The 20,757-nt window shown below is 73.5% G+C and carries 27 protein-coding genes; 15 read left to right on the forward strand and 12 right to left on the reverse strand.

Going from position 1 to position 20,757, the window contains the following annotated elements; genetic code table 11:
* The first annotated feature begins 43 nt into the window (after window positions 1-43).
* Together ACFC0G_RS05145 and ACFC0G_RS05150 are read left to right on the forward strand one after the other, a co-directional pair.
* On the forward strand, window positions 44-1,231 hold the full coding sequence (locus ACFC0G_RS05145) for a cobalt-precorrin-5B (C(1))-methyltransferase (protein WP_376398416.1): 1,188 nt from the start codon (window positions 44-46) through the stop codon (window positions 1,229-1,231).
* Window positions 1,232-1,273: 42 nt separating this feature from the next.
* Window positions 1,274-1,846, forward strand: coding sequence for a GNAT family N-acetyltransferase (locus ACFC0G_RS05150; protein WP_376397447.1), 573 nt, complete (start codon window positions 1,274-1,276; stop codon window positions 1,844-1,846).
* 10 nt (window positions 1,847-1,856) lie between these two features.
* Here ACFC0G_RS05150 and ACFC0G_RS05155 read toward each other — a convergent pair whose 3' ends face one another.
* On the reverse strand, window positions 1,857-2,504 hold the full coding sequence (locus ACFC0G_RS05155; protein WP_376398418.1) for a hypothetical protein: 648 nt from the start codon (window positions 2,502-2,504) through the stop codon (window positions 1,857-1,859).
* Window positions 2,505-2,631: 127 nt separating this feature from the next.
* Here ACFC0G_RS05155 and ACFC0G_RS05160 point away from each other — a divergent pair, with 127 nt between their 5' ends.
* Entirely contained in the window at window positions 2,632-2,706 is a 75-nt protein-coding gene (locus ACFC0G_RS05160) for a 50S ribosomal protein bL37 (protein ID WP_015034725.1), read from the forward strand.
* A 91-nt stretch (window positions 2,707-2,797) separates the two neighbouring features.
* Here ACFC0G_RS05160 and cobM read toward each other — a convergent pair whose 3' ends face one another.
* From cobM to ACFC0G_RS05175, 3 genes are read right to left on the reverse strand one after another with little or no spacing between them, the layout of a single operon-like run.
* On the reverse strand, window positions 2,798-3,547 hold the full coding sequence (gene cobM, locus ACFC0G_RS05165) for a precorrin-4 C(11)-methyltransferase (RefSeq protein ID WP_376397450.1): 750 nt from the start codon (window positions 3,545-3,547) through the stop codon (window positions 2,798-2,800).
* The gene (gene cbiE, locus ACFC0G_RS05170) at window positions 3,544-4,779 is read right to left on the reverse strand and encodes a precorrin-6y C5,15-methyltransferase (decarboxylating) subunit CbiE (protein WP_376397453.1); all 1,236 of its coding nucleotides are present in this window, start codon (window positions 4,777-4,779) and stop codon (window positions 3,544-3,546) included. Before cbiE ends, cobM begins: the two co-directional genes overlap by 4 nt.
* 43 nt (window positions 4,780-4,822) lie before the next feature.
* Window positions 4,823-4,963 (reverse strand): DUF6126 family protein, encoded by a 141-nt coding sequence (locus ACFC0G_RS05175; RefSeq protein WP_376397455.1) that lies wholly within the window; start codon window positions 4,961-4,963, stop codon window positions 4,823-4,825.
* Between the two features lie 168 nt (window positions 4,964-5,131).
* On the opposite strand from ACFC0G_RS05175, the gene ACFC0G_RS05180 reads away from it, so the two are divergent.
* From ACFC0G_RS05180 to ACFC0G_RS05195, 4 genes are all read left to right on the forward strand, one after another.
* Window positions 5,132-6,217: an LLM class flavin-dependent oxidoreductase gene (locus ACFC0G_RS05180; protein ID WP_376398420.1), complete on the forward strand. Its 1,086-nt coding sequence runs from the start codon at window positions 5,132-5,134 to the stop codon at window positions 6,215-6,217.
* Between the two features lie 4 nt (window positions 6,218-6,221).
* The gene (locus ACFC0G_RS05185; RefSeq protein WP_376397458.1) at window positions 6,222-6,845 is read left to right on the forward strand and encodes an FMN reductase; all 624 of its coding nucleotides are present in this window, start codon (window positions 6,222-6,224) and stop codon (window positions 6,843-6,845) included.
* A gap of 70 nt (window positions 6,846-6,915) precedes the next feature.
* Window positions 6,916-7,344, forward strand: coding sequence for a universal stress protein (locus ACFC0G_RS05190; RefSeq protein ID WP_376397461.1), 429 nt, complete (start codon window positions 6,916-6,918; stop codon window positions 7,342-7,344).
* Between the two features lie 5 nt (window positions 7,345-7,349).
* Window positions 7,350-7,721 carry a VOC family protein gene (locus tag ACFC0G_RS05195; protein ID WP_376397464.1) on the forward strand — a complete coding sequence of 124 codons (372 nt, stop codon included), beginning with the start codon at window positions 7,350-7,352 and terminating at the stop codon, window positions 7,719-7,721.
* A gap of 85 nt (window positions 7,722-7,806) precedes the next feature.
* Here ACFC0G_RS05195 and ACFC0G_RS05200 read toward each other — a convergent pair whose 3' ends face one another.
* Together ACFC0G_RS05200 and ACFC0G_RS05205 are read right to left on the reverse strand one after the other, a co-directional pair.
* Complete coding sequence (locus ACFC0G_RS05200) at window positions 7,807-8,682, reverse strand: ABC transporter permease (protein WP_376397467.1); 876 nt, start codon at window positions 8,680-8,682, stop codon at window positions 7,807-7,809.
* Window positions 8,679-9,650, reverse strand: coding sequence for an ATP-binding cassette domain-containing protein (locus ACFC0G_RS05205; protein WP_376397470.1), 972 nt, complete (start codon window positions 9,648-9,650; stop codon window positions 8,679-8,681). Before ACFC0G_RS05205 ends, ACFC0G_RS05200 begins: the two co-directional genes overlap by 4 nt.
* 174 nt (window positions 9,651-9,824) lie before the next feature.
* On the opposite strand from ACFC0G_RS05205, the gene ACFC0G_RS05210 reads away from it, so the two are divergent.
* Window positions 9,825-10,385 carry a hypothetical protein gene (locus ACFC0G_RS05210; RefSeq protein WP_376397473.1) on the forward strand — a complete coding sequence of 187 codons (561 nt, stop codon included), beginning with the start codon at window positions 9,825-9,827 and terminating at the stop codon, window positions 10,383-10,385.
* Here ACFC0G_RS05210 and ACFC0G_RS05215 read toward each other — a convergent pair.
* From ACFC0G_RS05215 to ACFC0G_RS05235, 5 genes are all read right to left on the reverse strand, one after another.
* A complete protein-coding gene (locus tag ACFC0G_RS05215; RefSeq protein WP_376397476.1) occupies window positions 10,343-10,765 on the reverse strand; it encodes a hypothetical protein in 423 nt (140 codons plus the stop codon). The two genes, ACFC0G_RS05210 and ACFC0G_RS05215, sit on opposite strands and share 43 nt — an antisense overlap.
* A 92-nt stretch (window positions 10,766-10,857) precedes the next feature.
* Complete coding sequence (locus ACFC0G_RS05220) at window positions 10,858-11,295, reverse strand: RidA family protein (protein WP_376397479.1); 438 nt, start codon at window positions 11,293-11,295, stop codon at window positions 10,858-10,860.
* A complete protein-coding gene (locus ACFC0G_RS05225; protein WP_376397482.1) occupies window positions 11,292-12,494 on the reverse strand; it encodes an MFS transporter in 1,203 nt (400 codons plus the stop codon). The genes ACFC0G_RS05220 and ACFC0G_RS05225 overlap by 4 nt, the downstream gene beginning before the upstream one ends.
* Window positions 12,495-12,542: 48 nt before the next feature.
* Window positions 12,543-13,016 (reverse strand): RrF2 family transcriptional regulator, encoded by a 474-nt coding sequence (locus tag ACFC0G_RS05230; RefSeq protein ID WP_376398424.1) that lies wholly within the window; start codon window positions 13,014-13,016, stop codon window positions 12,543-12,545.
* A 68-nt stretch (window positions 13,017-13,084) separates the two neighbouring features.
* The gene (locus ACFC0G_RS05235) at window positions 13,085-14,521 is read right to left on the reverse strand and encodes a PLP-dependent aminotransferase family protein (protein ID WP_376397485.1); all 1,437 of its coding nucleotides are present in this window, start codon (window positions 14,519-14,521) and stop codon (window positions 13,085-13,087) included.
* Window positions 14,522-14,598: 77 nt separating this feature from the next.
* Between ACFC0G_RS05235 and ACFC0G_RS05240 the strand changes: the two genes are divergently transcribed.
* The 5 genes from ACFC0G_RS05240 to ACFC0G_RS05260 are packed head-to-tail and all read left to right on the forward strand — an operon-like array spanning window position 14,599 to window position 17,612.
* Complete coding sequence (locus ACFC0G_RS05240; protein ID WP_376397488.1) at window positions 14,599-15,408, forward strand: alpha/beta fold hydrolase; 810 nt, start codon at window positions 14,599-14,601, stop codon at window positions 15,406-15,408.
* A 37-nt stretch (window positions 15,409-15,445) separates the two neighbouring features.
* A complete protein-coding gene (locus tag ACFC0G_RS05245; RefSeq protein WP_376397491.1) occupies window positions 15,446-15,871 on the forward strand; it encodes a hypothetical protein in 426 nt (141 codons plus the stop codon).
* Between the two features lie 11 nt (window positions 15,872-15,882).
* On the forward strand, window positions 15,883-16,314 hold the full coding sequence (locus tag ACFC0G_RS05250; RefSeq protein ID WP_376397494.1) for a hypothetical protein: 432 nt from the start codon (window positions 15,883-15,885) through the stop codon (window positions 16,312-16,314).
* 5 nt (window positions 16,315-16,319) lie between these two features.
* Window positions 16,320-17,351, forward strand: a complete 1,032-nt coding sequence (locus tag ACFC0G_RS05255) for an endonuclease/exonuclease/phosphatase family protein (protein WP_376397496.1) — start codon at window positions 16,320-16,322, stop codon at window positions 17,349-17,351.
* Between the two features lie 18 nt (window positions 17,352-17,369).
* The gene (locus tag ACFC0G_RS05260; RefSeq protein ID WP_376397499.1) at window positions 17,370-17,612 is read left to right on the forward strand and encodes a DUF2630 family protein; all 243 of its coding nucleotides are present in this window, start codon (window positions 17,370-17,372) and stop codon (window positions 17,610-17,612) included.
* Between the two features lies 1 nt (window position 17,613).
* Here ACFC0G_RS05260 and ACFC0G_RS05265 read toward each other — a convergent pair whose 3' ends face one another.
* Complete coding sequence (locus tag ACFC0G_RS05265) at window positions 17,614-17,817, reverse strand: hypothetical protein (protein ID WP_376397501.1); 204 nt, start codon at window positions 17,815-17,817, stop codon at window positions 17,614-17,616.
* Between the two features lie 181 nt (window positions 17,818-17,998).
* Here ACFC0G_RS05265 and ACFC0G_RS05270 point away from each other — a divergent pair, with 181 nt between their 5' ends.
* Both ACFC0G_RS05270 and ACFC0G_RS05275 read left to right on the forward strand, forming a co-directional pair.
* Window positions 17,999-18,517 (forward strand): hypothetical protein, encoded by a 519-nt coding sequence (locus tag ACFC0G_RS05270; RefSeq protein ID WP_376397504.1) that lies wholly within the window; start codon window positions 17,999-18,001, stop codon window positions 18,515-18,517.
* 163 nt (window positions 18,518-18,680) lie between these two features.
* Window positions 18,681-20,636, forward strand: coding sequence for an FUSC family protein (locus ACFC0G_RS05275; RefSeq protein ID WP_376397507.1), 1,956 nt, complete (start codon window positions 18,681-18,683; stop codon window positions 20,634-20,636).
* The last annotated feature ends 121 nt before the right edge of the window (window positions 20,637-20,757 follow it).

Raw genomic sequence — 20,757 nt, forward strand, 5'->3', positions numbered from 1 at the left:
GAGCCTCTTCGTGAAGTCGGGCAGCGGGACAGCGGGCGGCGGGATGCCGGGCGGCGGGCGCGAGGCCCAACTCAAGCACACCGGTCTGCGCCCGGGGTGGACGACCGGTGCCTGTGCGACGGCGGCGACGACCGCCGCGTACACGGCGCTCCTCACCGGCGAGTTCCCGGACCCGGTGACGATCACGCTCCCGAAGGGACAGACGCCGGCCTTCGCGCTGACGGGCGAGTCCCTGGCGGCCGGTTCGGCCATGGCGGCCGTCGTGAAGGACGCCGGCGACGACCCCGACGTCACCCACGGCGCCGTGATCCGCTCGACGGTACGGCTCCTGCCGCCCGGTTCCGGCGTCGTCTTCCGGGCGGGCGAGGGCGTCGGCACGGTCACGCTCCCCGGCCTTCCCCTGGAGGTCGGCGAACCCGCGATCAACCCCGTGCCCCGGCAGCTGATGCGCGAGCACGTCGCCGCGGTCGCCGCCCGGCACGGGGCGCCCGGGGACGTCGAGATCACCGTCTCCGTCGACAACGGCGCCGAGATCGCCCGCTCCACCTGGAACCCACGGATCGGCATCCTCGGCGGCCTGTCGATCCTCGGCACGACCGGCGTCGTCGTCCCGTACTCCTGCTCGGCCTGGATCGACTCCATCCGGCGGGGCGTGGACGTGGCCCGCGCGGGCGGCCTCACGCACGTCGCCGGCTGCACCGGCTCGACCTCCGAGAAGACGGTCGCGGGGATGTACGAGCTGCCGGAGATCGCCCTCCTCGACATGGGCGACTTCGCGGGCGCGGTCCTCAAGTACATCCGGCGCCACCCCGTGGACCGGCTCACGGTCTGCGGCGGCTTCGCCAAGCTGTCCAAGCTGGCCGCGGGCCATCTGGACCTCCACTCGGCCCGCTCCCAGGTCGACAAGGGCTTCCTCGCCGACCTGGCCCGCACCGGCGGCGCCTCGGAGTCCCTGGCCGCGGAGATCGCCGGGGCGAACACGGGCCTCGCCGCCCTCCGCCTCTGCGAGGCCGCCGGCGTCCCCCTCGGCGACCTGGTCGCCGCCCGCGCCCGCGACGAGTCCCTCGCGGTCCTGCGCGGCGCGCCCGTCGCGGTGGACGTGATCTGCATCGACCGCGCGGGCACGGTCGTGGGCCGCTCGTCGGTACGGGGCCCGGGCGACGCGGCACTCGGCCCGAGCGACGCGCGGCTCGGCCCCGGGGACGTACAGCTCGGCCCGGGCGACGCGTAAAACGCCGCGACAGCGCCCGGCCCCGCCGCCGAGAATCCCGGGATGACCGACTTCTCGCACAAGCCCACGCTCACCGGCGACCTCGTGACCCTCCGTCCCGTCACGGAGGACGACGTACCGGCGCTGCTGCCGCTCTACGAGGACGCGGAGGTCATGCGGCTGACCGGCTGCCACACGCACTTCGAGGAGCCGGCGCTGCGGAAGTGGTACGCCTCCCGGGGCGCCCAGGACGACCGCCTCGACCTCGCGGTGGTGGAGCGGGCGACGGGCCGGGTCGTCGGCGAGGCCGTGCTCAACGAATGGGACGAGGAGAACGAGAGCTGCTCGTTCCGCATCGTCTTCGTCCCGGACGCGGTCGGCCGCGGCCTCGGCACGGAGGCGACGCGCCTGATCGTCGGCCACGGCTTCGATGCCCTCGGCCTCTACCGCGTCCATCTGGAGGTCTACGCCTTCAACCCCCGCGCCCGCCGCGCCTACGAGAAGGCCGGCTTCACCGCCGAGGGCGTCCTGCGCGGGGCCCTGCTGTGGCAGGGCGAGCGGGTCGACGCGACGGTGATGTCGATCCTGGCACCGGAATGGGCGTCACAGGGAGCGGCTGAGGGGGCGGCGGTCTGAGCCGGACCTCTCAGCCCGGGTAGCCGATCTCCCGCACGTCCTCCGCGAGGGCGGCGAGGTCCGTCTCCGGGTTGAGGGTCGCCACGAGCTCCGGGGTCAGCGGCCGGAGGGCGAGGACGTGGCGTACGGCTTCGAGGTCGACGGGGCGTTCGTAGTGGTCCGCGGCCCACTCCGCGTACGCCTCCGCCGAGCGGTCCGTGAGGAGGCGGAGGAGGCGGCCGGAGCCGTCCGGGTCCTCGTGGCCGTCCAGGTACGGGAAGGCGACCGATCCCGTGCGCCAGGCCGTGTCCGCGGGCTCGCGCCACAGGCAGGCGGTGGTCACGTGCACCCCGTCCTCGTCCGTGAACGCGGGCTCCGTCAGGTACTCACGGAAGGCCTCCGGGACCCCGTCGAGCACCCCGGGCCAGGTCTGCCCGTCCGCGAGCGGCCCGAACGGGCTCAGCGGCGACTCGTGGTCGAAGACCCTCGCGTACGCCCCCGCCGGCGAGAGGACGATCGTGTACTCGTCGCCCGAACCGTTCTTCATCGACGCCAGCTGCTCGCTCTCCGACCAGTGCGCGTCGAAGGAGTAGTACCGGCCCTCCCACTCCGGGCAGAGGACGGCGTCCAGCATCGCGAGCCCCCGGGAGTGGTCGCGCAGTTCCTCGATGCCCGGCATCGCCCGGGCCACGTCGTAGACAGTCACCGGTCCATGAGACAACACGGCTCCGACGGCCGACGTGCGGCCCCCTCGGCCCGAATCTAGGCTTACCGGGACATACCCCCCACGAGCGAGAGGGAGTCCCATGGCGAAGCGAGGCAACAAGCGGCGCGCCCGCAAGAAGAAGAACGCGAATCACGGCAAGCGGCCGAACGCGTAGGGCAGCAGACGCGGCGGGGCCCCGGGGATCGGACTCTTCGGGGCCCCGCCGCGCGCGGTCAGCAGACGGGGCCGTCGGCCGGATACGACGGTCAGCAGACGTGACGGTCGCGCGCCGGGTCGTACAGGTGGCTGTCGCGGAACTCCTTCGCCGCGAGCGTGCGACCGACCAGGATCACCGCCGTCTTCGTGATGCCGGCGTCCTTCACCTGGCCCGCGATGTCCTCCAGGGTGCCCCGCAGGACGAGCTCGTCGGGGCGGCTGGCCATCGCCACGACGGCCGCCGGGCAGTCCGCGCCGTAGTGGGGGACGAGCTCGGAGACGATCCGGTCGACGTAGCGGGCGCCGAGGTGGAGGACGAGCAGGGCGCCGCTGCGGCCGAGCGTCGCCAGGTCCTCGCCCTCGGGCATCGGGGTGGCCTGCTGGGCGATCCGGGTGAGGATCACCGTCTGGCCGACGGTGGGGACGGTCAGCTCCCGCTTCAGCGCCGCGGCCGCCGCCGCGAACGCCGGGACGCCCGGCACGACCTCGTACGGGATCTCCAGCGCGTCGAGTCGGCGCATCTGCTCCGCCACCGCGCTGAAGACGGACGGGTCGCCGGAGTGCAGGCGGGCGACGTCCTGGCCGGCCTCGTGGGCGGCGGCGATCTCCGCGACGATCCGGTCCAGGTCGAGCTGGGCGGTGTCGACGAGCCTGGCGTCCGGCGGGCACTCGGCGAGCAGCTCGGTGGGGACGAGGGAGCCGGCGTAGAGACAGACCCCGCACCGCGCGAGGGTCCGCGCGCCGCGCACGGTGATCAGGTCGGCCGCGCCGGGGCCCGCGCCGATGAAGTAGACGGTCATGCTCGTTCTCCTGACTTGGTGACGGACCACTGCGTGACGGGCATCGCCTGGCGCCAGCCCGTGAACCCGCCCACCGGCACGGCCGCCGCGACGGCGAGCCGGACCAGTTCGCCGCCGTGGCGGCGGTAGCGGTCGGCGAGCAGTGCCTCGGATTCGAGGGTCACGGTGTTGGCGACGAGCCGGCCGCCGGCCGGGAGCGCGTCCCAGCAGGCGTCGAGCAGGCCGGGGACGGTGAGGCCGCCGCCGATGAAGACGGCGTCGGGGGTGGGGAGGCCGGTGAGCGCCGACGGGGCCGGTCCGGTGACGACGCGGAGGGCGGGGACGCCGAGGGTGTCGGCGTTGCGGGTGATGCGCGCGGCGCGCTCCGGGGACTTCTCCACCGCGACCGCCCGGCAGGAGCGGTGGGTCCGCATCCATTCGATGCCGATGGAGCCGGAGCCGCCGCCGATGTCCCAGAGGAGTTCGCCGGGGGCGGGGGCGAGTGCGGCGAGCGTGGCGGCGCGGACGTACCGCTTGGTGAGCTGTCCGTCGTGCTCGTACGCCTCGTCGGGCAGGCCGGGCGCGGCGCCGAGCCGGAGGGTGTCCGGGTCGCGTACGCAGTCGAGGGCGAGGACGTGGAGGGCGTCGGTCCGCTCGTGCGGCCAGTCGGCCGCGGTCGCGTCGAGGAGCCGCTCGGCGGGCCCGCCGAGCTGTTCGAGGACGCGGATGCGGGTGCCGCCCCAGCCGGTGCGGCGCAGCAGCGCGGCGACCTCCGCGGGGGTGCCGGGGCCTTCGCCGAGGACGAGGAGCCGGCGGCCGGGGTGGAGGGCGGCGGAGAGCGCGGCGAGCGGCCTGGCGACGAGGGAGACGGTCTCGACGGCCTCCAGGGGCCAGCCGAGGCGGGCGCAGGCGTACGAGACGGAGGAGGGGTGCGGGTAGACCCGGAGGGCGCTGGAGCCGTCGGCGTCGAGCGTCTCGGCCAGGGTGCGGGCGATGCCGTAGTACGACGGGTCCCCGCTGGCGAGGACGGCGATCGCGCGGCCCTCGTGGGCGGCGAGCAGTCCGGGGACGGCCGGCCGGAGGGGTGACGGCCAGGCGATCCGCTCGCCGGGGCACTCTCCGGCGGGGAGGAGGTCGAGCTGGCGGGGGGCGCCGATGAGGACCTCGGCGGCGCGCAGAACGCGGCGGGAGCGCTCGGGAAGTCCGTCCCAGCCGTCCGCGCCGATTCCGACGACCGATATCGCAGCGTTCACGTCGGGGACTCTACGTGAGCCCTCGGCGGCGCCTCGTGGGTCCCTACTTCTGGGCGTTCTGCCCCACGTAGAAGAGGATCCAGACGAAGCCGGCGAAGGCGTGGGTCGCGAAGACGTACACGAAGACGCGGAGCATGACGCCCCGCTCCTTCCAGCGCTCGTTGTCGTACGTCTTCTCGGTCATGCGCTCCAGGGTACGGGCGGTCGGGGGTACGGGCGGGCCGGAATGCGGTCCGGCGTACAGGCCGGAATGCGGTCGGCGTACAGGGCCGGAATACGTCGGGGGGTCGCGCCGTTGGACGTGTTAGTTTAAGCTTCAACAACTACTCCAGGAACGCGAGAGGTGAGCACGATGCAGTTCGGGATCTTCACCGTCGGCGACGTGACGGCCGACCCCACCACCGGCCGCACCCCCACCGAGCACGAGCGGATCAAGGACACCGTCGCCATCGCGCTCAAGGCCGAGGAGGTCGGGCTCGACGTCTTCGCCACCGGGGAGCACCACAACCCGCCGTTCGTGCCCTCCTCCCCCACGACCCTCCTCGGGCACATAGCCGCCCGCACCGAGAACCTGATCCTCTCCACCTCCACGACCCTCATCACCACCAACGACCCGGTGAAGATCGCCGAGGACTACGCGACCCTCCAGCACCTCGCCGAGGGCCGGGTGGACCTGATGATGGGCCGCGGCAACACCGGGCCGGTCTACCCGTGGTTCGGGCAGGACATCCGCCAGGGCATCCCGCTCGCCATCGAGAACTACGCGCTCCTCCACAAGCTGTGGAGGGAGGACGTCGTCGACTGGGAGGGCAAGTTCCGCACGGCCCTCCAGGGCTTCACCTCCACCCCGCGCCCGCTCGACGGCGTCCCGCCGTTCGTCTGGCACGGCTCCATCCGCTCCGCCGAGATCGCCGAGCAGGCCGCCTACTACGGCGACGGCTTCTTCGCGAACCACATCTTCTGGCCCAAGCAGCACACCGAGAAGATGGTCCGGCTCTACCGGCAGCGGTACGCGCACTACGGCCACGGCACCCCCGAGCAGGCGATCGTCGGCCTCGGCGGCCAGATCTTCATGCGCAAGAACTCCCAGGACGCGGTACGGGAGTTCCGCCCCTACTTCGACAACGCGCCCGTCTACGGCCACGGCCCGTCCCTGGAGGAGTTCTCCCGGGAGACCCCGCTGACCGTCGGCTCCCCGCAGGAGGTCATCGAGCGCACCCTGTCCTTCCGCGACTACGTGGGCGACTACCAGCGCCAGCTGTTCCTCGTCGACCACGCCGGACTGCCCCTCAAGACCGTCCTGGAGCAGCTCGACATCCTCGGCGAGGAGGTCGTCCCGGTCCTGCGCAAGGAGTTCGCGAACCTGCGCCCGGCCGGCGTCCCCGACACCGCCCCGCTCCACCCCGCCGTCACCCGCACCGCCGCCAAGGAGGCCTGACGTCATGCAGACCCTGAAGCTGGTCGCCGTCTCCGCCGGACTCAGCGCGCCCTCGTCCACCCGGCTGCTCGCCGACCGGCTGCTCCAGGCGGCCCGTTACCGGCTGGCCGAGCAGGAGTACGCCGTCGACGTCCAGGTCGTCGAACTGCGCGACCTGGCCCTCGACATCGCGAAGAACTTCGTGAGCGGCTTCCCCTCGGAGAAGCTCCAGGAGGCGATCGACACGGTGACCGGCGCGGACGGGGTCGTCGCGGTGACCCCGGTCTTCACGGCCTCGTACAGCGGTCTGTTCAAGTCGTTCTTCGACCTGATCGACCCGACCGCGCTGGCCGGCACCCCGGTCCTGATCGGGGCGACCGGCGGCACGGCCCGCCACTCGCTCGTCCTGGACCACGCCCTGCGGCCGCTCTTCTCCTACCTGCGGGCCCACACGATCCCGACCGCCGTCTACGCGGCCTCGGAGGACTGGGGCTCCGGCGGCGACGAATACACGGACGGGCTGCCGTCCCGGATCACCCGGGCGGGCCACGAGCTGGCGGACGCGGTCGCGGCGCGGCCGTCCCGGTCGGCCGAGGAGGACGGGATCGTCCCCTTCGAGAAGCAGTTGGCCGACCTGCGGCTGGATTGACCTCTTTGTTACGTTGTGGGGGAGCCTCCCTGAGTTCCCTGGGGTTCCCGACAACGAACGGAGGTCGGCGATGGCCGGCGGCAGGATCGTGGTGGGTGTGGACGGATCGGCGCCTTCCCTGAGGGCGCTGAAGTGGGCGGCCGCGCAGGCCGCCCTCACCGGGGACTCCCTCCAGGCGGTGATCAGCTGGGAGTACCCGGCCTCGTGGGCGACGCTGATGCCGGGCGTGCCGCCGGAGTTCGACCCCGAGCGGCTCGCCAAGCAGATCCTGGACGAGTCCCTGGACAAGGCCCTCGACCCGCAGGTCGCCGCCGCGACCACCCGCACGGTGGTCGGCGGCAACGCCCCGCAGGCCCTGCTCGACGCGGCGAAGGACGCGACGCTCCTCGTCGTCGGCGACCGCGGCTACAGCGGCTTCAAGGCGGCGGTCCTGGGCTCGGTCTCGTCCCACGTCACCCAGCACTCCCCCTGCCCCGTCGTCGTCGTCCGCGGAGAGTGACCGCCATGGACATCAAGCTGGAACTGATCGGCGTGCCCGTCACCGACATCGACCGGGCGAAGGCCTTCTACGAGCGGGTGGGATTCCACGCCGACCACGACATCCCGGTCAGCGAGGACATCCGCTTCGTCCAGATGACCCCGCCCGGCTCGGCCTGCTCGATCGCCTTCGGCAAGGGCATCACGGAGATGCCCCCGGGCTCCCTCGACAACATGCAGGTCGTCGTCACCGACATCGAGGAGGCCCACGCCGACCTCACCGCCCGCGGAATCGAGGTCAGCGGCATCGACGACCAGCCCTGGGGCTCCTTCGTCTACTTCGCCGACCCCGACGGCAACCGCTGGTCGGTCCAGCAGACGACCCCGCGCGGAGCCTAGGGCCTGTCCGGCGGATCAGGGCCTGTCCGGCGAACCAGCGCCGGACAGGCCCTGATTCGCGGCCGGCACCTCGCGGCCTACGCCCCTACTTCCGGTTGTACAGCCTCATCGTGACCCAGCCGAAGACCAGGACGAACAGCGCCGACCAGCCCAGCGTCCAGGCGATGTCCGCGCCCGGCCAGCGGCCCGCCATCAGGTCGCGGACCGCCGTGGCGAGATGGGTGACCGGGTTGTTGTTGACGAAGGCCTGGAGCCAGCCGGGCATCGTCTTCGGGTCGACGAAGACGTTGGAGAGGAAGGTGAGCGGGAAGATCACCATCATCGAGACGCCCATGACGGACTTCTCGCTGCGCAGCAGCAGGCCGAACATCGTCCAGATCCACGAGAACGCGAACGAGAAGACCAGCAGCAGCGCGACCCCGAGCAGGATGCCCGCCACCCCGCCGTCCGGGCGGTAGCCGATGATCACGCCGACCGTGAGCATGACCGCCGAGGCGATCAGATAGCGGACGACGTCGCCGAGGAGGTAGCCGACCATCGGCGCCGGCCGCCAGATCGGCAGGGTGCGGAAGCGGTCGAAGACGCCTTTCTCGATGTCGGTGTTGACCGAGACGCCCGTGTACATCGTGATCATCACGACGCTCATCACGAGGATGCCCGGCAGCAGGAACTGGATGTACGCGTCGACCGAGCCGGCCAGCGCGCCCCCGAAGAGGTACGTGTACATCAGCACCATCATGATCGGGAACGCCGTCACGTCGAACAGCTGCTCCGGCACGTGCTTGATCTTCAGCATGGCCCGCCAGCCGAAGGTCAGCGACGCGGCGAGCGCACCGGGGCGCGGCGGACGGGACCGGCCCGTGAACAGCGCCGCGAGTTCGTCCGCCTTCGGGGCGACGAAGTCGAGGGCGTCGGTCGTCTGCGTGTCCTTGCCGGTGGTGACGGTCGTGCCGGTGGTCATGCCGTCGTTCCCTTCCGGTCGGTGAGGGCGAGGAAGACCTCGTCGAGGCTGGGCTGCCCGAGCGCGAAGTTGTCGACCGTGATCCCGGCCCGTGACAGCTCCGCCAGGGCGCGGGCGGCCTGCTCGGCGGCGCCCAGGTCCGTGCCGTGGCCGTTGACGGTGGCGGTGAGCGCGACGGGGTCGGGGTCGATCGTGACGGTGGCGTTCAGGGCGTCCCGCAGGACCCGCTCGGCCTCCGGGCGCTGCTCGGGGTCCCGGAGGCGTACGTGCACCGAACCCGAGCCGACGGAGGCCTTCAGCTCGCCCTTGGTGCCCTCCGCGATGACCTTGCCGTGGTCGATGACGGCGATGCGGGACGCCAGCTGGTCCGCCTCGTCCAGGTACTGGGTGGTGAGGAGGACCGTGGTGCCCTGGGCGACGACCGCGCGGACGATGTCCCAGACCTGGTTGCGGCTGCGCGGGTCGAGGCCGGTCGTCGGTTCGTCGAGGAAGAGCAGGTCGGGGGTGTTGAGGATGGACGCGGCGATGTCGATGCGGCGCCGCATGCCGCCCGAGTAGTTCTTGATCTGCTTGTCCGCCGCGTCCGCGAGCCCGAACGCGGCGAGCAGCTGCCCGGAGCGTTCGCGGGCGTCGGGGCGGGTGTGGCCGAGCAGCCTGCCGAGCAGGACCAGGTTCTCGGTGCCGGTGAGGTCCTCGTCGACGGAGGCGTACTGGCCGGTGAGGCTGACCCGGCCGCGCACGGTGTCGGCGTCCTTGACGACGTCCTTGCCGAAGACGCTGGCCCGGCCGCCGTCGGGGCGGAGGAGGGTCGCGAGCATCTTGACGGCGGTGGTCTTGCCGGCGCCGTTGGGGCCGAGGACGCCGTAGACGGTGCCGGCGGGGACGCGCAGGTCGATGCCGTCGACGGCGCGGTTCGTACCGAAGACCTTGACCAGGCCCTCGGTCTCGATGGCGAGGTCGGTGGTCATGCCGTTCCTCCGCGGCTGTCGGAAAGAGAGCGCTTCTCCCAGTCTCCGTCGGACCACCGCTTCTCGCCACGGCGGACGGGTCCGCGCGGACGAGCGCCGTCTCCCCCGCGCGGCGGAGACGGACCCGTCCCCGGGGCGACGCCCCGCCCCCGGGCCCGGCGGGACGCTGGTCGCATGATGAAGATCAAGGCCCTGCCCGGCGTGCCTCGTTGGGCCGTCCTCGCCGCCCACGCCGTGCCGCTCGTCACGCTCCCCTCCGGGCTGTGGCGCCTCGCTCTCGTCGCCGGGCTCCCGGTCACGCAGGACGCCGAGTTCGGCACGATGGGCGTCGGCGAGTCCGTGTACGTCGTCTGCCTCAGCGTCGTCTCCGAGCTGCTGGCCTTCCTCACCCTGGGGCTCGTCCGCTCCTGGGGCGAGGTCTTCCCCCGGTGGATGCCCTTCCTGGGCGGGCGCCGGGTGAATCCGGCCGCCGCGACCGGCGCGGCCTTCGCCGGGGTGGCGGGGCTGTGCGCGCTCACCGGGTGGTTCGTGTACGCCTCGGTCGCGGACCTGGGCCCCGGCATTCCCGCCTCCGCGGCCCAGGAGGCCCTGCTGACCGCCTGCTACACGCCCCTGCTGGCCTGGCCGGTGCTCGTCGCCGCCGTGGCGGCCTCGTACTACCGGCGCAGGACCCGGAACCGGACCTCGGGGGGTCAGTACGGCGCCGGGCGGCCCGCGGCGTCCTCGTGGGTGTAGTACAGGTAGAAGGCGCCGACGGTGACGACTCCCCCGACGATCAGGCCGAGGACGAGCGCCGACAGGATGCTCACGTCGGACAGGCTGTAGAGGAAGCCGACCGCGATGCCCGCGAGGCTGCCCCAGGCGGCCGCGTGGACCTCGCGCGGCAGCCTGCGGCCGACGCGGTGGAGCCCGTACACGGCCCCGCCGAGCACGACCGCCGAGATCAGTCCGAGCCAGAACAGTCCCCAGGTGACCGGGGCGCCGGACTTCTGGATGAAGGCCGCGTACCAGCCGTAGATCACGCCGAGCGTGGCCGGGAGTACCCAGGCCCAGGTGCTACTCGCTCGGGTGCTGGTCGCCCGGCCTCGGGCCGGTACCGCTGCGTGTGCGGCCATGGCTGGAGCTCCTTCGTCTCGCCCCCGGGGTCCGACCCCCTTGGTTCCCGCACCCTCCAGGGCACACCCGCGCCCGGCGCCCCGCAAGTGGATCAGGCCCCGTGGGGACCCGCGGGCCGTACGGCGACGGCGTCGATCTCGAAGAGCATGCCCGGCAGGGCGAGCGCCGCGACCCCGCTGAGGGTCTGCGCGGGCAGCCGCTCGCCGAAGTGCGCGTGCAGGGCCTTGCCGAGGACCTCCAGCTTGGCGAGGTCGTGCTCGACGATGTACGAGCCGAGGCGGACGACGTGGGCGAGGCCGAGGCCGACGCCCTCCAGGGCGAGCCGCAGGTTGGTGAGGGACAGCTCGACCTGGGCGGCGAAGTCCCCGGGGACGGGGGCTCCGGTGGCGTCGGAGGCGTACTGGCCGCCGATGAAGACGAGCTCTCCGGGCGCGGACACGGCGTGGCTGTAGCCGAAGGGGGTGGGGTCGTGGAGCGTGGCGGGGTTGGTGATGACGCGCTGGTCGTCGGCGGGGGTGTAGTCGTTCATGAGTGGGTGTTCCTTCCGGAGAGGGCGGCCACCGGGACGGCGGCCAGGGTGAGCGCGGCGCCCGCCAGGAGGACCGCGGTGAGGTCGTACGCGTCGGTCAGGAGCCCGCCGAGGAGGGCGCCGAGGGCGATCGCGAGGCAGAAGGCGCTGACGTTGAGGCCGGTGGCGGACTCGACGTCGTCGGGGGCCGCGGCCATGAACCAGGACTGGAGGGCGACCGAGACCCCGCCGTAGGCGAGCCCCCAGAGGATCAGCAGTCCGGCGGCCGCGGCGGGGACCGCGAAGGCCGCGAGGAGGACGGCGCCGAGCGCGGCGGCGATGACCGCGAGCGTACGGCGGGGGGAGCGGGCCGCCCGGGAGCCGGCGAGGAAGTTCCCGGCGACGCCCGCGAGGCCGTAGCCGAGGAGCAGGACGCCGAGGAGCGTCTCGGGGACGCGGGCGTGCTCGGTGAGCAGCGGGCGGACGAAGGAGTACGCGAGGAAGTGGCCGGTCACGAGCGCGAGGGTGAGCAGCAGCCCGGCCCGCACGCGTCGGTTGCGGCGGGGCAGCGCGGCGAGTGCGCGGAGCCCGGTGCGGCCTTCCGTTCCCGGGGCCCGTCCGGGGAGGCGGGGCAGCAGGGCCAGGAGGGCTGCCGCGGCGAGCAGGGAGAGGAGGCCGGTGGCGGCGAACGCCCAGCGCCAGCCCGCCCGTTCGGCGAGCACGGTGGCGGCGGGGACGCCGAGGACCGAGGCGGCCGAGACCCCGCCGAAGACCACGGCGGTGGCCCGGCCGACGGCGGCGGGCGGGACGAGCCGGGGCGCGAGGCCGCCGGCGAGGGCCCAGAACCCGCCGATCGCGAGGCCGAGGAGCGTCCGGGCGGCGAGGACGACCGCGAGGTGGCCGGCGGCCGCCGAGACGAGGTTGGCGACGGCGGCGAGGACCATGAGCGCGACGAGGAGCGTCCGGCGGTCGGCGCCGGCCGCGCGGGCCGTGACGAGGGGCGCGGCGACGGCGGCGACGAGGCCGGGCACGGTCACCATGAGGGCCGCTGTGCCCTCGGTGACGGACAGGTCGGCGGCGGCCGGGGTGAGCAGTCCGACCGGCAGGAGTTCGGCGGTCATGACGGTGAAGATGCCGAGCGTGACGGCGGCGACGGCGGGCCGTCCGGACCGGTGGCGCGTGACGCCGGCACCGCGTTCTTCAACCTGGATATCTAACATCCAGAATCACCCCCTTGAGAAGCCCTCCAAGGCAGGAGGGCGGTCGTGTCAGACGTTGGCGAACCAGTGGCGGATCCGGTCGGGCGCGGCCGGCGCCTGGAGCTCCGCCCGCTCCCGGACGTCGTCCAGGGTCTGGGCCATGAGCTCGCGCCGCCAGGCCAGTTCGGCCCGTCCCATGGCGCCGGCGATGGCGCACTCGGCGGCGTACGACCCCGCGGGCCCCGCCCCCGGCCCCTGCTGCCGGATCTCGGTGCAGCGGAAGGCCTCGTCGGGGCCTTCGACGGCGGCGACGACGTCCATGAGCGTGATCCGGTCCAGGGCGCGGGCGAGCCGGAAGCCGCCCTTCGGTCCGGAGACCGAGGTGACGATCCCGGCCCGGGCGAGCGCCTGGAGCTGCTTGGTGAGGTACGCGGCGGGCAGCTCGTGATAGGCCGCGAGCCGCGCGGAGGTGACCGCCCGCTCCGGCCCGATCCAGGCCAGGTTCAGGCAGCTGTGCAGCGCCCACTCCACGCCTTCGCTCATCCTCATGATTCAGGACTCTACATGTCTCGAATAGGGGAGGCAAGGACGGCCCCGAACCCCGCCCGGCCTCAGACCCCTTCCGCCGCCAGTGCCGCGAGGCGGGCGAGCGCCCCGTCCAGCACCGCGCGGGGCGGTGACGCGAGGCCCACCCGGATCGCGTCCGGGGCCGTGCCCGGGCCGACCGCGAAGGCGCTCCCGGGGGTGACCGCCACGCCCGCGCGCCCGGCCGCCGCCGCCGCGAAGGTCTCCGCCCGCCAGGGCACGGGCAGCTCCCACCAGCAGTAGTAGGCGTGCGGGGAGGTCCGGATCCCGTACTCCCCGAGGTGCCGCCGGATCAGGGCGTGCCGGGCCTCCGTGTCCGCGCGCTTGGCGGCGACGACCTCGGCGACGGTGCCGTCCCCGGCCCAGCGGGTCGCCGCCGCGAGCGCGAGCCCGCCCGCCGTCCATGCGCCGGAGCGCAGCGCCTCGGCCGCCGCCGCCCGCAGCCGCCCGGGCACGACGAGGTAGCCGACGGTCAGACCGGGCGCGAGCCGCTTGGAGAGGCTGTCCACGAGCAGGACCCGCTCGGGCGCGAAGGCGGCGAGCGGTGGGGGCGGCCCGGACGGACCCGCGCCCGCGCCCGCGCCCGCGCCCCCGCCCACACCCGCGCCCCCGCCCACACCCGCACCCGCAGCACCGCCCACACCCACATCCGCGCCCTCATCCGGCACGAGAAAGGCCCACGTCGTGTCCTCGACCGCCGTCAGGTCCAAGCGGCGCAGCAGCTCGGCCAGTTCGGCCCGTCGCGTCCGGCCCATGGTCGTGGAGAGCGGGTTGTGCAGGGTCGGCTGGAGGTAGACGGCGGCCAGCGGCGTCGCCCGGTGCATCGCCGCGAGCGCCTCGGGCCGTACCCCCTCGTCGTCGAGGGCGAGCGGTACGAGTCGGATGCCGAGCCGGTCGGCCACCGCCTTGACCAGCGGATACGTGAGCTCCTCGACGCCCAGTCGGCCGCCGGGCGGGACGAGTGCGGAGAGCGCGGCGGCGATGGCCTGGCGGCCGTTTCCCGCGAAGAGGACGTTCTCGGGGTCCGGCGCCCAGCCGGACCGGGCGAGGACGGACACCGCCGCCTCCCGGGCCTCCGGGGTGCCGGTGGCGGCGGCCGGCCGCGCGACGGAATCGGCCAGCACGTCGGGCCGGGCGAGCGACGCGAGCGCGCGGGCCATCAGTTCCGACTGCCCTTCCACGAAGGGGTAGTTGAGCTGGAGGTCGACGGGCGCGGCCCCGGTGGCCTCGGCCAGCGCGGGCCCGGGCAGCGGGGGCGCGGCGCGGACGAAGGTGCCGCGGCCGACCTCCCCGACGACCAGGCCGCGGCGGGCGAGCTCGCCGTAGACGCGGATGGCCGTCGAGTTCGCGATCCGGTGGCGGCGGGCGAAGACCCGCTGCGGCGGCAGCCGGTCACCGGGCCGCAGCCGTCCGTCCCGTACGGCCGCCTCGACCCGGTCCGCGATCCTCCGGTACTCCTCCATGGCCGCCCGCCCCTCCCATTGCACCGAGAGCAAAGATCTTATTGCACCGAGCAATTGCCCCTGCCTAGCCTCTGACCATGGACTTCGCAGAGATGACCGACGGCATCCCGCTCGCCTACGAGGACCGGGGCAGCGGCCCCGCGCTCCTCCTCGTCCACGGCCACCCCTTCGACCACACGATGTGGCAGCCGCAGATCGACCGCTTCTCGCGCACGCACCGGGTCCTCGCCCCCGACCTCCGCGGCTACGGCATCACGCCGCTCGGCGCGCGCCCCGACTTCACCGACCTCGGGGACTTCGCCGAGGACCTCGTCGACCTCCTCGGCCACCTGAAGATCCAGGAGTGCGTCGTCGCCGGTCTCTCCATGGGCGGCCAGATCGCCATGGAGCTGCACCGCCGCCACCCGGAGCGCGTCCGGGGCCTCGTCCTCGCCGACACCTTCCCCGCCGCCGAGACCGAGGACGGCAAGGCCGCGCGGAACGCCATGGCCGACCGGCTGCTCGCCGGCGGGGCGGGCGCCATGCGGGAGTACGCCGACGAGGTCCTGGACCGGATGGTCGCCCCGTACAACACCCATGCCGCGCCGCACGTCCACCGCATGATGTGCGCGACCGACCCGGTCGGCGCCGCCGCGGCCCTGCGCGGCCGGGCCGAACGGCCCGACTACCGCGAGTCGCTGACCACCGTCGCCGTGCCCGCACTCGTCGTGGTCGGCCGGGACGACACGTACACCCCGGTCGCGGACGCGGAGGAGATGCACGCGCTGCTGCCCGACTCCACGCTCGCCGTGATCGAGCGGGCCGCGCACCTGCCCAACCTGGAACGGCCCGAGGAGTTCGACTCCGTACTCGATTCCTACCTCCGCTCACTCGTTCGGCCCAGCTGAAAGTTCGGAATCGTACAAACGCTCCGACGATGGGGTCATGAGCCAGAACACCGCACCCCGCAAGCCGAGCACCTCCGGCGCCTGGGCCACCGGCGGCACCCTCTTCGCCGGTGTCCTCATGCTGGTCACCGGATTCATGGACGTCTTCCAGGGCATCGCCGGGATCGCCGAGGACGACGTCTACACCCGGGTCGGCGACTACGTCTTCAAGTTCAACCTGACCACCTGGGGCTGGATCCACCTGATCCTCGGCGTCATCCTCGCCATCGCCGGCTACGGCATCCTCAAGGGCGCCGAGTGGGGCCGGGTCGCCGGCATCGCGCTGGCCTCCCTCAACGTCCTCTTCCAGTTCCTCTTCCTGCCGTACCAGCCGTGGTGGGCGCTCTTCTCCATGGCCATCTCGATCTTCGTGATCTGGGCGCTGGCCACGGACGAGGCGTACGGCCGCGAAGAGAAGTTCTGAGGCGGCCGCGCATGAGACGCACCACCGGAGTCGTGCTCTCCCTCGCCGCCACGGCCGTCCTCGCCCTCACCGGCTGCGACGCCGTCTCGGAGAAGGCGGGCGACGTCGTCTCCTCCGCGACGGCCGCCGTCGCCTCGGCGGCCCAGGAGAAGATGGACGAGGTCAAGGACGGGGTGAACGCCACCGCCGACGTGAAGGCCGGGGAGACGAGCACCGACGGGGACCGCACGGTCGCCCAGATCACGGCGACCAACCCGAAGGACAAGAACGCCGACTACACGATCATGGTCAACTTCCGTGACGACGGCGGGAATCTCCTCGACTCGGTCGTCCTGAACATCGACGGCGTCGAGCCCGGCACCGCCAAGTCCGGTACGGCCCGCAGCAATCGGACGCTCTCGGGCACCACGACGGCGGAGATCGCACAGGCCCTGCGACACTGAGGGGCGTGGACCGAGCCCTGACCGCCGAGCCCGTGAACGACGCCTCCGCGCCGCACTCCGCGACGCACTCCGAGCCGCCCCTCCGGCCCAGGCACCGCCTCACCGCCTGGGCCGCAGGGCTGCTCCTGGTCGTCCCCGCACTGATCAGCGCCTGCCGCTTCCTCGACACGGACGGGATCACCCCCGTACCGCAGCTGCTCTCCCTCCTGCCGTGGCTCGCCGTGCCCGCCGGGCTCGGGGCGGTCCTCGCCGCCGTCGCCCGCCGCCGCGCGCTCACCCTGCTCGCCGTCGTCGTCCTCGGCGCGGTCGGCTGGAGCTCCCTGCCGTACATGCCGCAGCTCGTCACGTCGTACGGGCTGCCGATCACCCGGGTCACCGTCCTCGCCGCCAACGTCGAGTTCAGCGAGGGCACCGAGGCGCTGATCGCCACGATCCGCCGCGAACGCCCCCGGCTGGTCTTCGTCTCGGAGTGCGACCGCGCCTGCGGCCGCGCCCTGACCACGACGTTCGCCGCCGAACTCCCCCACCACACCTCGGTCGACGCCGACGGCTCCGTCGGCTCCGTCCTGCTGAGCGCCTATCCGCTCACCGACGAGCGGGTCGTCCCGGCGGTGATGGGCATGCCGGGCGCCACCGCCGAGATCGCCGGCGTTCCCGTACGCCTCCAACTCGCCCACCCGCTGCCGCCGCTGCCGCGCCAGGTGGACGCGTGGAAGCGGGAGCTCGGCCGGATCAGGGACGCCGCCGCCGGGCACCACACCGGGCCCCTCCTGGTCGCCGGGGACTTCAACGCCTCCCAGGACCACGCCGCCTTCCGCGCGATCCTGGACGCCGGCCACCTCCAGGACTCCGCCCGCCTCGCGGACGCGAGCCGCACGCCGACCTGGCCCATGGAAGGCCCCCTGCCGCCGTTCACCCAGATCGACCACGTCCTGGTCAGCCGGGACTTCACCGTCCGCGACATCCGCTTCCTCGACCTCTCGGGCTCCGACCACCGGGCCGTCCTCGCCGATCTCGACCTGCGCGGAGAGCGCTGATCGGCCACGCTGGAAAGCATGGACAACGAGGAGATCCTGGGCGACATCGGCGCCCTCGTCGAGGAGGAACGCGCCCTGCGGCAGCGCGCGGGCACGGGCGGCCTCCCCCCGGAGGAACGCGCCCGCCTCGCCGACCTTGAGGTCAGGCTCGACCAGTGCTGGGACCTGCTGCGCCAGCGCCGTGCGAAGAGCGAATTCGGCGAGGACCCGGACACGGCTGCCCTCCGCCCGGCCGCGGAGGTCGAGTCCTACCGCAACTGACCTACGCCTGAGCCTCCCCGACCCCCGCGCCCGCCGCTCGCCGTCCCCCGCGCGGCATCGCGTACGTCCCGCGCGGCATCGCGTACGTCCCGCGCGGCATCGCGTACGTCCCGCGCGTCGGGTACGCCCGCACGTCGAGCACGCCCCCGCGCGGCATCGCGTACATCCCGTGCGTCGAGTACGCCCCGTGCGCCGCTCCAGTCACTGACCCCACGATGAGGAACTCCCGCCACACCGTGGCGCCACCGATGGCACCATCGGCGCCACACGTGGCTCGCCATGGCGCCATCCATGTGCCATGATGGCGCCATGAGTGACGCGCCCCCACGGCCCCGAAGGCCGAGGAGCCCGCGTTTCGGGGAGTGAGCCAGCGGAGGGGTCGGACCATGGAGACAGCAGGGCAGAGCCGACAACAGACGGCACCCGGCGCCTTCACCGCCTTCGCCCGCTTCGTGCTCTGCGGCGGCGGGGTCGGAATCGCCTCCAGCTTCGCCGTGACCGGCCTCGCCTCCTGGCTCCCCTGGTTCCTCGCCAACGCCCTGATCGCCGTGGCGTCCACGCTCCTCTCCACCGAACTGCACGCCCGCTTCACCTTCGGCAAGGGCGGCCGCGCCACCTGGCGCCAGCACACGCAGTCGGCCGGGTCGGCCGGGGCCGCGTACGCGGTGACCTGCGCGGCGATGTTCCTGCTCCAGCAGCTGGTGGCGGCGCCCGGCGCGATGCTCGAACAGGTCGTCTACCTGTCGGCCTCCGCGCTCGCCGGTGTCGCGCGGTTCGCGGTGCTGCGCCTCGTCGTCTTCGCCCGGAACCGCTCGCGCACCACGGCCGGCACCCGCCCCGTGCACACGAGCGTGCCCCGCCCCTCGGCACCGGCCGACCGCACGGAGCTCTGCCGCGCCGCCTGAGCTCACCGCCCGACCTCGCCGCGCCTGACCGCGCCGCCCGACCTCTCCGCCCGACCGCACCGCCCGACCTCGCCGCGCCCGACCTCTCCGCCCGACCGCATCGCCCGAGCTCACCGCCCGGGCTCGCCTCCTGACCACGCGCCAGAGACGTAGGTTAAGAGGCATGGCACGCCCCGCTCGGCCCGTACGGCTCTCCCCGCCCACCTGGCTCACGTCCGGGCTCAAGCCCGCCCCCACCCCCATCCCCTGGGCCGCCGTCCTCCGCGCGTCCGTCGCGCTCTCCGCGCCGATCGCCGTCGGACTCGCCGTCGGACAACCCGTCTACGGCGCCCTCGTCTCCATGGGCGCCCTCTCCGGCGTCATCGGCGACACCGCCGACGCGTACCGGATGCGGATCTTCAACATCGCCGTGCCGCAGCTCTTCGGCGCCCTCGGCGTCACCCTCGGCACCCTCGTCTACGGCCAGGGCTGGCTCGCCGTCGGCGCCGTCACCCTCGTCGCGCTCGTCTCCGGGATGATCTCGTCGATCGGCGCGGTCGCCTCCGTGTCGGGACTGCTCCTCCTCCTCAACTGCGTGGTCGGCGCGGGCCTCCCCATGCCGGAACCGTGGTGGACGGCGCCCCTGCTCCTCTCCCTCGGCGGGCTCTTCGTCCTCTTCCTCGCCCTCCTCGGCTGGCCCCTGCGCCGCACCGCCCCCGAACGCGCCGCCGTCGCCGCCACCTACCGGGCCGTCGCCGAGCTGTACGAGGCCACCGGAGCCACCACCGCCGCGTACGACGAACAGCGGCACGCCGTCACCGCCTCCCTGAACCAGTCCTACGACCTGGTCCTCGCCCGCCGCGCCCGCCAGCACGGCCGCGCGCCCCACCTGGTCCGGCTCCTCTCCCAGCTCAACGCCCTCGTGCCGCTCCTCGAAGCCGCCCCCGCCGCCCACCTCCGCGTCCGGCTCCTCGGCCCGCTGCCCGCCGCGATCCCCGCGGCCGTACGGGAGCTCGCCGACGCCGTCGAGGAGGGCCGCACCGGCACCCCCGTCCTCGACCTGCCGGAGCCCGAACGGCCCGCGGAGAAGGCCGTCGACCACGCCCTGCGCTACGCGGCGACCGTCGTCCACCAGGCGGAACCCGACCCGTACAACGTCGACGACCGGCTCGGCCGCCCCGCCGCCCTCCGCGTCCGGGCCCGCCGGGCCGCCCGCGCCGTCCTGTTCTCCGAGGCGTCCTGGCGGTACGGGCTGCGGCTCGCGCTCTGCATCGGCCTCGCCCAGGCCCTCGTCTCGCTGATCGCCGTCCCCCGCTCGTACTGGGTCGCGCTCACCGTCACCTTCGTCATGAAGCCCGACTTCGGCTCGGTCTTCTCCCGGGCCGTGCTCCGCGCCCTCGGCACCGCCGCCGGCCTCGTCCTCGCCGCGCTCGTCCTCGCCGAAGTCCCGCGCGGCTGGTGGGACGTGCCGGTGATGATGGTGCTCGCGGCCCTGATCCCGGCGTTCTCGGCGAAGGGGTACGCCTTCCAGACCGCGGCCATCACCCCCGTCATCCTGCTGCTCTCCGACATGCTCAACCAGCAGGGCTTCGACCTCGTCCTGCCCCGCCTCTACGACTCGCTCATCGGCTGCGCGATCACCCTGGTCGCCGGCTACCTCCTCTGGCCCGAGTCCTGGCACACCCGCATCGGGGACCGCCTCGCGGACGCCGTCGCCGACACCGCCGCGTACGTGAACGGCGCCTTCTCGGCGGACGACCGGACGGCCCGGCACCGGGCCCGGCGGAAGCTCTACCGGGACCTGTCGACCGTCCGCTCCGAGTTCCAGCGCGCCCTGACCGAACCGCCGCCCACCGGCCCGCGCGCCGCCGCCTGGTGGCCGCTCGTCGTCGCCGTCGAGCGGATCGTCGACGCGACGACCGCGGCCCGGATCCGCGTCGCCCACGGCGCCCCGGCCCCCGACGCGGCCGAGGTCGCCGAAGTCGAGCGGGAGTTGCGCGAGCTCTCCGAAGGACTGCGCTCCACCGACACGCTCGTGGAGGTCCGCGCGGAGCTCCCCGGCGACGAGAACGGAGTCCTCGCACCCCTCCGCCAGGAGGTCCGCGCGGCCCGCGCCATCGCCGGTCCCGACCTGCGGTAAACCTCTCCCGAGGGGCGTACGGGAGGACTTACCGGCGGTCACGGAACGGAACCCTCCCCACCGCCGTTACCGAACGCCATCCGGGCGACTACGATGCGCTCGATCTCGCCGATTTTCGCCG

Source organism: Streptomyces sp. NPDC056169 (assembly GCF_042268445.1).
Taxonomy (GTDB): Bacteria; Actinomycetota; Actinomycetes; order Streptomycetales; family Streptomycetaceae; genus Streptomyces.

What these genes read in the sequence shown, in the direction of transcription:
- ACFC0G_RS05270 (WP_376397504.1), top strand. Translation starts at nt 17,999, where the DNA reads ATGGAGACAGCAGGGCAGAGCCGACAACAGACGGCACCCGGCGCCTTC.
- ACFC0G_RS05185 (WP_376397458.1), top strand. Translation starts at nt 6,222, where the DNA reads ATGCAGACCCTGAAGCTGGTCGCCGTCTCCGCCGGACTCAGCGCGCCC.
- cobM (WP_376397450.1), bottom strand. Translation starts at nt 3,547, where the DNA reads ATGACCGTCTACTTCATCGGCGCGGGCCCCGGCGCGGCCGACCTGATC.
- ACFC0G_RS05150 (WP_376397447.1), top strand. Translation starts at nt 1,274, where the DNA reads ATGACCGACTTCTCGCACAAGCCCACGCTCACCGGCGACCTCGTGACC.
- ACFC0G_RS05220 (WP_376397479.1), bottom strand. Translation starts at nt 11,295, where the DNA reads ATGAACGACTACACCCCCGCCGACGACCAGCGCGTCATCACCAACCCC.
- ACFC0G_RS05155 (WP_376398418.1), bottom strand. Translation starts at nt 2,504, where the DNA reads ATGCCGGGCATCGAGGAACTGCGCGACCACTCCCGGGGGCTCGCGATG.
- ACFC0G_RS05230 (WP_376398424.1), bottom strand. Translation starts at nt 13,016, where the DNA reads ATGAGCGAAGGCGTGGAGTGGGCGCTGCACAGCTGCCTGAACCTGGCC.
- ACFC0G_RS05175 (WP_376397455.1), bottom strand. Translation starts at nt 4,963, where the DNA reads ATGACCGAGAAGACGTACGACAACGAGCGCTGGAAGGAGCGGGGCGTC.
- ACFC0G_RS05245 (WP_376397491.1), top strand. Translation starts at nt 15,446, where the DNA reads ATGAGCCAGAACACCGCACCCCGCAAGCCGAGCACCTCCGGCGCCTGG.
- ACFC0G_RS05250 (WP_376397494.1), top strand. Translation starts at nt 15,883, where the DNA reads ATGAGACGCACCACCGGAGTCGTGCTCTCCCTCGCCGCCACGGCCGTC.
- ACFC0G_RS05275 (WP_376397507.1), top strand. Translation starts at nt 18,681, where the DNA reads ATGGCACGCCCCGCTCGGCCCGTACGGCTCTCCCCGCCCACCTGGCTC.
- ACFC0G_RS05210 (WP_376397473.1), top strand. Translation starts at nt 9,825, where the DNA reads ATGATGAAGATCAAGGCCCTGCCCGGCGTGCCTCGTTGGGCCGTCCTC.
- ACFC0G_RS05200 (WP_376397467.1), bottom strand. Translation starts at nt 8,682, where the DNA reads ATGACCACCGGCACGACCGTCACCACCGGCAAGGACACGCAGACGACC.
- ACFC0G_RS05215 (WP_376397476.1), bottom strand. Translation starts at nt 10,765, where the DNA reads ATGGCCGCACACGCAGCGGTACCGGCCCGAGGCCGGGCGACCAGCACC.
- ACFC0G_RS05235 (WP_376397485.1), bottom strand. Translation starts at nt 14,521, where the DNA reads ATGGAGGAGTACCGGAGGATCGCGGACCGGGTCGAGGCGGCCGTACGG.
- ACFC0G_RS05195 (WP_376397464.1), top strand. Translation starts at nt 7,350, where the DNA reads ATGGACATCAAGCTGGAACTGATCGGCGTGCCCGTCACCGACATCGAC.
- ACFC0G_RS05145 (WP_376398416.1), top strand. Translation starts at nt 44, where the DNA reads ATGCCGGGCGGCGGGCGCGAGGCCCAACTCAAGCACACCGGTCTGCGC.
- ACFC0G_RS05240 (WP_376397488.1), top strand. Translation starts at nt 14,599, where the DNA reads ATGGACTTCGCAGAGATGACCGACGGCATCCCGCTCGCCTACGAGGAC.
- ACFC0G_RS05260 (WP_376397499.1), top strand. Translation starts at nt 17,370, where the DNA reads ATGGACAACGAGGAGATCCTGGGCGACATCGGCGCCCTCGTCGAGGAG.
- ACFC0G_RS05190 (WP_376397461.1), top strand. Translation starts at nt 6,916, where the DNA reads ATGGCCGGCGGCAGGATCGTGGTGGGTGTGGACGGATCGGCGCCTTCC.
- ACFC0G_RS05225 (WP_376397482.1), bottom strand. Translation starts at nt 12,494, where the DNA reads ATGTTAGATATCCAGGTTGAAGAACGCGGTGCCGGCGTCACGCGCCAC.
- ACFC0G_RS05180 (WP_376398420.1), top strand. Translation starts at nt 5,132, where the DNA reads ATGCAGTTCGGGATCTTCACCGTCGGCGACGTGACGGCCGACCCCACC.
- ACFC0G_RS05205 (WP_376397470.1), bottom strand. Translation starts at nt 9,650, where the DNA reads ATGACCACCGACCTCGCCATCGAGACCGAGGGCCTGGTCAAGGTCTTC.